The organism is Nitrospinota bacterium (assembly GCA_009873635.1).
In the GTDB taxonomy this organism is placed as follows: domain Bacteria; phylum Nitrospinota; class Nitrospinia; order Nitrospinales; family VA-1; genus LS-NOB.
The window spans coordinates 13,217-17,163 of record WAHY01000008.1 but is presented as its reverse complement, the minus strand read 5'-3'; the positions used below and the strand labels follow the sequence as shown (position 1 = coordinate 17,163).

Sequence of the window (3,947 nt, the reverse complement as noted above, 5' to 3'; positions counted from 1 at the left end):
GGATTTTTATAATATCTTCATATGCGGAGGTGTCTCCAATCCTTTTCCCGGCGAGATTTTCCAGGCTGGTTTTTTGGCGGGTTTTGATGGATAGATTCCTCAAGCTGAACCAGTGAGACTGCAACTCGAATTGAAGATGTTGTTGAAGATCCATGATTCTGTCATTGGCATAATATTGTGCGAGAAACGTTGACAGTTTGTCTTTTTCTCCCTGGGATTCTCCCAGTATCTGAACCATCGATTCCTCGCTTTTTTCTTTTTGACCGAAGTGCTCTTTCATGAGCCCCAGAGTTTCCCCTGTTTGTCGGAGCAAAACCTTGATCAAGGATTCTAACTGGCTTTCAGGCAATCCGTTTGCAATCGAGTTACGAAGAAACCGGGAAAATTGTTTAACGCTAATACGATAGGAATGAATCAGGTTTCTGCTAAAACGGTAATGCTTTTTATCTTCCTGTTCGGCGATATGAAGGTCGCGGTTGAAATCACGAATTCCATTAGGATCCTTCATGATCAACTTCTGTTCTTCAAGTAAAAGTCCGTTAAACTTTAAGGCTTTTTCCTGCCAGGTTGAAAAACAACTTAATATGCTGTCCCGCTCCTGCCTTAATTTCTCTTCAGCGCCACTGAGTGCGTGTTCAAAAGTGTTGTCGGCAATGGTCACACCTTTGTTTGACAAGCGACCCAGTAGATTCGCAGCTTTTAATTTTAGTTCTGTTGCAGACGGTTTTTCCTGTGATTGGTTTTCATTTAAGAGGTTAAAGGTTTTTTCAAGTGCGGTCAGGGCATTTGAAGTGTCACCCTCCTGTTCATGGACAAGGGCTTTATAAAAAACATGAGACGGATCAGAATGTGTGCCCAGGTTTTCTACAAATGTATTCTGCGATACAAGAGGAATCAGGTATTTGAAAATTTTTGTATTGAAGGTGAAGCCAATATGCAGACACCCCTTCAAATCTATTGCTGTAATGCAAGGGGCTTCGAATGCCTCTCCCGAACTTGCCCCATCAATTGCAAGCAAATATTGTCCGAACGAAGAGAACACCTGAACGCGTTCATTATTGAGGTCGGCTACATATAAGAGGTCATTCGGAGCCACTGTGACAGATTGGGGGTACTGGAATTGTCCGGGTTCAGTACCATATTCTCCAAAAGACATTATTTCCTGCCATCTGGAATCAAATTTTCGCACCCGGTGATTTCCACTGTCGGTAATGAAATAATTTCCTTTACTGTCACTGGCGATGGAAGTGGGCAGCTCAAATAATGGAGGAGCAAGAATATTTGGGGGACTCCCCTGGAGTTCAGTCAGCTGTTCTTCCAATACAGTTCCACGGTCTCCGAGACATCCCAAAGATACGCCCTGGGTATCAAAAAACTGGATCCGGTGATTGTAGCGTTCCACCACGATCAAGTTGCCTGAAGGCTCTATCAGGATGTCGTAGGGTTCATTCAGTTCTCCTTTTCCGTCTCCACAGGCACCAAAGCTAAGAAGAGGAGTTCCTTTGGAATCAAACTTTTGTATCCGGTGGTTCCAACAGTCAGCGACATAGATATTGCCATCAGGGTCTGCAGCTATTCCTTTAGGATATTGGAATTGCCCCGGTTCTTTTCCCTTGCTGCCAAAAGAGTGGAGAAGGTTGTGCTGGGAATCGTAGATCTGAATGCGGTGATTGAAATCATCGGCAAGCAACAAGTTGCCATCCTGATTGAAACAAAAACCAGATGGAGGAGATAATTCCTTTTCGGAATCTTCTCGATATACGGTGTCTAGCTTTGCGGATAAAAGGTTGTCTTGAGGGGCCATGTGAAGTTGCGTGCGTGGTAAAACTTAAAGAACTTGTCAGCATTTAATCACAAAAGTCAGGACATTACAAAGGTTCAAATTATCAACAAAGGCAGGATTGTTATGAATAAGGAAAAAAGAAAAAGGATGTAATAGTTTCAGGGGTAAGAACCATGTAAAAATTAGATATTAAATCGACTTGTTATTTCTCTTGGCGAACAAGAATAACTGGTAATCCAAAGGGAACCCAAAGAGTTTATGCTTCCACCGGAACCTGGCGATTTGAGCAAACAGTTTGTAGGCCCATACAAAGAGAAGTTTTTTGATGGGGTTTTTAACCCTCTCTTTTGCCCAGAGCAGGGTGTCTGAGTCGAGAAACATGAATATGTAACTGGATATCATCGAAACCATTTGAGCTTGTTGGGAGGTGACCCAGGGTGTTTGTTTATTGTACAGTTTCACTTGGGCCCAGCCTTCCAGTTGTTTGGGTTCCTGAAATCCAAGCTTTACGGCCGTGTCATACAATGGAGTCCCGGGGTAGGGCATGTAGATAAACATTTGTCCTCGGTTTCGGCTGTCATACGCGAGAAACTTGTCCAGCATATTTATTGTGGAGTCGATTTGCCCACTTGTTTTTTCCGCCAACTCCTTGTGGGTATGATTCAGTATAGGAATGCCAACAAGGGTGGAAAATATGACCTTGATGCCATATTGCCGGCACTTTTCCGCGAACTTGTAATTGTCTTCAACATCCATATCCTTATCAATCACATCCAGGGATTCCTGATCGCCGGATTCAGCACCGCACAAAATGCTGTATGTTTTAGAGTCGCGTAAAAGTTCCCATAGCTCGTCATCGGCTTCGGCCAGTTGTTTTGCTCGACCATCAAGATTACCGAGCCTCAGGGTCAAGCCTCGGTCAATGATTCCCTTAAGGATGGCTTTGGCTCTTTTGACATTCACAAAAAACAGGCTGTCATACAAGTTGACCCCGTTTATGTTATATGTGTTCTGTAATTTCTCAAGATCGTCCAGAACCGCTTCGGGGTTCAGCCCGACCCACCTTCGATCGTTGACCGTGACCTCGCTGCAGAACGCACACCTGTATGGGCATCCGTAACTTGAGACGTAGTTGATCGTGCGGCTCCCGAACTCTGTAACCATGACGCACTTTTCTATGTCAACGAGGTGATAAGGCAATGGCGGCCAGTCATCAATGGACTCCAGTTCCCTGTCCGGATTGATGTGTGTTTGTCCGTTCTCTTTCCAGAGTACACCTGCAATGCCTTCATAATTATTTCCAGTTTCTATTCTTTTGACGACATCATAGAGGGCTCTTGCTCCCTGACCTTTGATAACAATGTCTATGTAGGGATTTTCCAATACCTGTTCGGGGTGGACCGAGGGGTGCCACCCTCCCCAAATTATCTTGATGTCCTTATTGGCTTCTTTGGCTATTTGACTGGCTTTGAGACCTCCCTCAATCTGCAGGCCGGTCATGGCAGAGATTCCTAAAACCAGGCTGTTCCTGGCAGATTTTCTAATTTCTTCATAGGGGTCTGAATAGAGGTTTTCAGCGATGATCTTAATAGGATAACCATCTTTGTCAAGAAACCGAGAAACACAAATCAGGGAAATGGGAAGATCTACCGGTTTATAGTAGGGGTCGGGTCTTGGATTAAATAGCAGAATAGATTTGTCCATGAAACCTTGTCGGGTCGTTTATTTACCCTCTCCTAAAAAGCATATATTTTAAATATAGTCGGTGTCATTCAATCAGTGATAATCAGTTTTTCAATTTGCTCGTCTGGTGTTGTGCGTTTTGTTTGAATTTGGAAACGCCGGTAGAGCATTTGTGGCAGCATTTTTAAAGCGTCCCATTTGCTTTTTAATAGCACTTGTCCCTGTCCACGATATGTGAAGTATTTGATATCTTCAAACTGGTGTTTCCAGATGGAAACCAGGTATTTGAAGTATAGACGTAGAGAATAATTTTTGATGAAAACCCAGATGTCATTACGTTTGCAAAGGTAAACATAGCGGTCACTGTACAAGCCTACCGTGGCGGTGCCAATGTGATAGACCTTTGCTTTCGGCAGGTAAACGGCTTTGAGCCCTTTTAACTGCCCGCGCATATTGATGTCGACATCTTCCGCGAAGATAA

The 3,947-nt window shown here is 43.9% G+C and carries 3 protein-coding genes; all 3 read right to left on the bottom strand.

Annotated features, from left to right (window positions below; all coding sequences use genetic code 11):
* A partial coding sequence (locus F3741_06505; GenBank protein MZG30447.1) for a hypothetical protein occupies window positions 1–1,804 on the bottom strand: 1,804 nt, incomplete at its 3' end.
* Window positions 1,805–1,972: 168 nt separating this feature from the next.
* Entirely contained in the window at window positions 1,973–3,487 is a 1,515-nt protein-coding gene (locus F3741_06500; protein MZG30446.1) for a B12-binding domain-containing radical SAM protein, read from the bottom strand.
* Window positions 3,488–3,555: 68 nt separating this feature from the next.
* Window positions 3,556–3,918, bottom strand: a complete 363-nt coding sequence (locus tag F3741_06495; protein ID MZG30445.1) for a hypothetical protein — start codon at window positions 3,916–3,918, stop codon at window positions 3,556–3,558.
* Window positions 3,919–3,947 lie beyond the last annotated feature (29 nt).